This window comes from Flavobacterium sp., assembly GCF_040382755.1.
Classification (GTDB): Bacteria; Bacteroidota; Bacteroidia; order Flavobacteriales; family Flavobacteriaceae; genus Flavobacterium.
In genome coordinates this window covers 1-3,540 of record NZ_JBEIET010000166.1, presented here as the reverse complement: position 1 = coordinate 3,540, position 3,540 = coordinate 1, and the positions used below count along the sequence as shown (strand labels likewise).

At 31.4% G+C, this 3,540-nt stretch carries 5 protein-coding genes; 3 read left to right on the top strand and 2 right to left on the bottom strand.

Features of this window, described 5'->3' with window-relative positions; translation table 11 throughout:
• Position 1 precedes the first annotated feature (1 nt).
• From ABWO04_RS10585 to ABWO04_RS10575, 3 genes are read left to right on the top strand one after another with little or no spacing between them, the layout of a single operon-like run.
• Positions 2 to 571, top strand: a complete 570-nt coding sequence (locus ABWO04_RS10585) for a MarC family protein (protein ID WP_353079672.1) — start codon at positions 2 to 4, stop codon at positions 569 to 571.
• Positions 572 to 623: 52 nt separating this feature from the next.
• Complete coding sequence (locus ABWO04_RS10580; protein WP_353079671.1) at positions 624 to 818, top strand: hypothetical protein; 195 nt, start codon at positions 624 to 626, stop codon at positions 816 to 818.
• A 1-nt stretch (position 819) separates the two neighbouring features.
• Complete coding sequence (locus tag ABWO04_RS10575; protein ID WP_353079670.1) at positions 820 to 1,428, top strand: NAD(P)/FAD-dependent oxidoreductase; 609 nt, start codon at positions 820 to 822, stop codon at positions 1,426 to 1,428.
• Positions 1,429 to 1,432: 4 nt separating this feature from the next.
• Here the strand turns inward: ABWO04_RS10575 and ABWO04_RS10570 are convergent, their stop codons facing one another.
• Positions 1,433 to 3,022, bottom strand: a complete 1,590-nt coding sequence (locus tag ABWO04_RS10570; RefSeq protein ID WP_353079669.1) for a S41 family peptidase — start codon at positions 3,020 to 3,022, stop codon at positions 1,433 to 1,435.
• Entirely contained in the window at positions 3,015 to 3,446 is a 432-nt protein-coding gene (locus ABWO04_RS10565; RefSeq protein ID WP_353079668.1) for a deoxycytidylate deaminase, read from the bottom strand. Before ABWO04_RS10565 ends, ABWO04_RS10570 begins: the two co-directional genes overlap by 8 nt.
• Positions 3,447 to 3,540: the final 94 nt, after the last annotated feature.

Below are 3,540 nucleotides of genomic sequence, written 5' to 3'. Positions count from 1 at the left end.
GATTGACTGGAAAGAAGTTTTTACCATATCGATGATATTATTTGCTGTAATTGATATTTTAGGGAGTATTCCTATTATTGTAGATTTACGAAGTAAAATTGGACATATACAATCAGAAAAGGCAACTATAGTTTCAGCTATAATTATGATTGCTTTTTTATTTGTAGGAGAAGAAATTTTAAAATTAATTGGTATTGATGCCAATTCGTTTGCTGTTGCAGGTTCGTTTGTGCTTTTTTTCTTAGCTTTAGAAATGATTTTAGGTGTACGATTATATAAAGAAGATAACCCAACTACTGCATCTATTGTGCCAATTGCCTTTCCATTAATTGCAGGTGCTGGAACAATGACAACTTTATTATCTTTACGTGCTGCCTATGATAAAATTAATATCATTATTGCTATTTTAATTAACGTTATTTTAGTGTATGGTGTTTTAAAATCGTCTGGTAAAATTGAAAAATTATTAGGTGTAAATGGTTTAGGAATAATACGAAAAGTTTTTGGTGTTATTTTGTTAGCCATTTCAATTAAGTTATTTGCCGCTAACGTAAAAGGATTGTTTGTGTAATTTATAATAAACTGTTGCCATCGAGAGTCTCAGGCAACAAAAAAAAATGAAAATGAAAATATTTAGTTACATTATTATCGTATTATCTGTAATCACAATTATTTTTAATGCTACAAAAATTGATTTTGAAAAACCATTTGAAGGAGAAAGTACAATTGCTATAATTGGAATTATTGCTTCGTTTTGTGCTATCCTAGTTGTAACACTTTTTAGAGTTGCGAAAAAAGTAGTAGAACAAACAAAATAATATGTTTGACGTTTTAATAATTGGCGGCGGTGTTTCTGGAGTTTCAGCTGCATTAATTTTTGGTTCGGCTAAAGAGAAATCTTTTATGGGTGATAAACAAATTGGCATTATTGCACATCAGAAAGCCTCTTCTTTACAAAACGCTATATTTAATAATGCCTACGGAATTGCACCTGGAACTTTAGGTCGTAATTTATTAAATAGTAGTTTGGAACATTTACAAAATTTATATCCACAAATTTTACAAATTGAAGGCGAAAAAGTTGTAAGAATTTCTGGTGAATTTAATAACTTCACAATTACTACAAATAAAAACACCTATCATTCAAAACTAATTATGATTGGTATTGGTGCTGGAAATCCGTTTACGATTGAAGGATTGGAAAACTACATTATTCCACACAAAAAAGCAGCACCTGAGAAAAATAGAATTCAGTTAGAAAATAATGATCATTTGGTAGCAGAAGGTATTTATGCTATCGGTACTCTAGCCGGACACAGAAGTCAACTTGTAATTGCTGCTGGAAGTGGCGCAAGTGCGGCTACAGATGTTTTGACTTTATGGAATAATGGAAAACCTGTTCAGGTTCACGATGCTGTGAAAGAGTAAGTTGTCATTTCTGCTTTTCTAAAACTTTAGTAATCATTTTGTCTTTTGGAAGTACAATTTTATAATACGAAATGTCGTTAAATAATTGTTTAGAAAATTCAGCATATAAATACGTTAGCACCTGTTCCTTTTGATTGGATATATTAAAAAGCAAGCCATTTGAAGTAATATACTCTTTAAATTGAGAAAAATATTTGTCCTTTTTAAACAATTCGTTTTTTAACTGTGCTGCATTCATTTTACTGAAATATGCTCGATTTTCATCTAATTTTTCAAAAGCATAATAGCTCATTATTTCCGATTGCAGAAGTAATTCTAAACCTTCCTTATTGTGATTTTTTTCAATCGGTACAAATACATCAGGGATAATTCCGCCGCCGCCATATACAATTCTGCCTTTTTTTGTTTTAAATTTTAAACTATCGGCTACCTTAATACTGTCTGCTTCGTATAATTCGCCACTTAAAAAACGTTTTTCAAATTCGTTAAAATACTTTTCGCCTTTGTCTTCATAAGGTTTTTGAATACTTCTGCCAGAAGGTGTATAATATCTTGCAATGGTTAATCGTACCGCAGAACCATCATTCATTTTCATTTCGCGTTGCACCAATCCTTTTCCGAATGAACGACGCCCAATTATAGTTCCTCTGTCGTTATCCTGAATGGCACCTGCGAAAATTTCACTTGCCGAAGCGCTATTTTCATCAATTAAAACGTACACACGTCCTGTTTCAAAAATACCTTTTGAAGTAGCGTAAGATACATCTACATTTCCTTTTTTATTTTTGGTTTTAACGATTACTTGCTTGTCTATTAAGAATTCATCGGCCATTGCGACAGCCATTTCTAAGTAACCGCCACCATTTTCTCTTAAATCTATAATTACTTCTTTAATTCCTTGCTTTTTTAAAGATACTAAAGCGTTATGAAATTCACTATATGTCGTTTCGGCAAATCGATTTACTTTAATATAACCTGTTTTATCGTTAATTTTTGTGGCAACATCTATACTTTTAACTGGAATTAAATTTCTAACAACAGTTACTTTAAATTTTTTGTTTTCAGATTTTCTGTATACTACCAAATTAACAGGCGTATCAATTTCACCCTTTAAAATTGGAAATAAATTTTCTGATTGGTATTTTTTATTGAAAAGTTGCTTATTATTGGCAAATAAAATTCTATCTCCTGATTGTATTCCTGCTTTTGCAGAAGGTCCGTTTGGAATGGGTTTAATAACCGTTAACGTGTCTTTATACATATAAAAATTTACGCCAATGCCTACAAAATTTCCTTCCATACTTTCATTTACAGCCGCCAATTGTTCTTTTGGGATGTAAATAGAATGTGGATCGAGGTTTTTTAAAATTCCGGAAACTGTTAAATCTACAATTGAATCGGTATTTACTTCATCTACATATTCTTTATCAATAAAATCAAGTAATTTATTAAGCTTTAATTTTCCTGCAGATTTTGAACCTAAGTTGGTTTGTTGTAAAACATCTAATTTACTTCCCAGTAGCATTCCACCCGCAAAAGACAAGGCGATGATTATAGGTATATAAATGTAAAATTTATTTTGATGTTTACTCATAAATTTCTTGCAAATGTTCGGCTTCTACACCTGCTTTTCTTAAAAAATCTACACCTGAAGTGTCTTTGTATTCATCTAAATACACCACGCGTTTTATACCGGATTGATGAATTAATTTGCTACACTCTTTACAAGGTGAAAGGGTAATATACAACGTAGCCCCTTCACAAGATTGTGTAGAACGCGCCACTTTTAATATGGCATTTGCCTCAGCGTGAAGTACGTACCACTTTGTTAGGTTTTCTTCATCTTCACAACAATTTTCAAAGCCACTTGGCGTACCATTATAGCCGTCAGAAATAATCATTTTATCTCTAACAATAATAGCACCAACTTGTTTGCGTTTGCAATAAGATAACTTTCCCCATTCGGTTGCAATGCGCAAATAGGCTAAATCGTATTTTAATTTTTTCTTTTCTTTCATTGTTAAATTTACCGCAAAGAAACGCAAAGTTTCCCGCTAAGGTTCGCAAAGATTTTATTTTTAATACTTTTTGAACATATTATATGGAATTAAT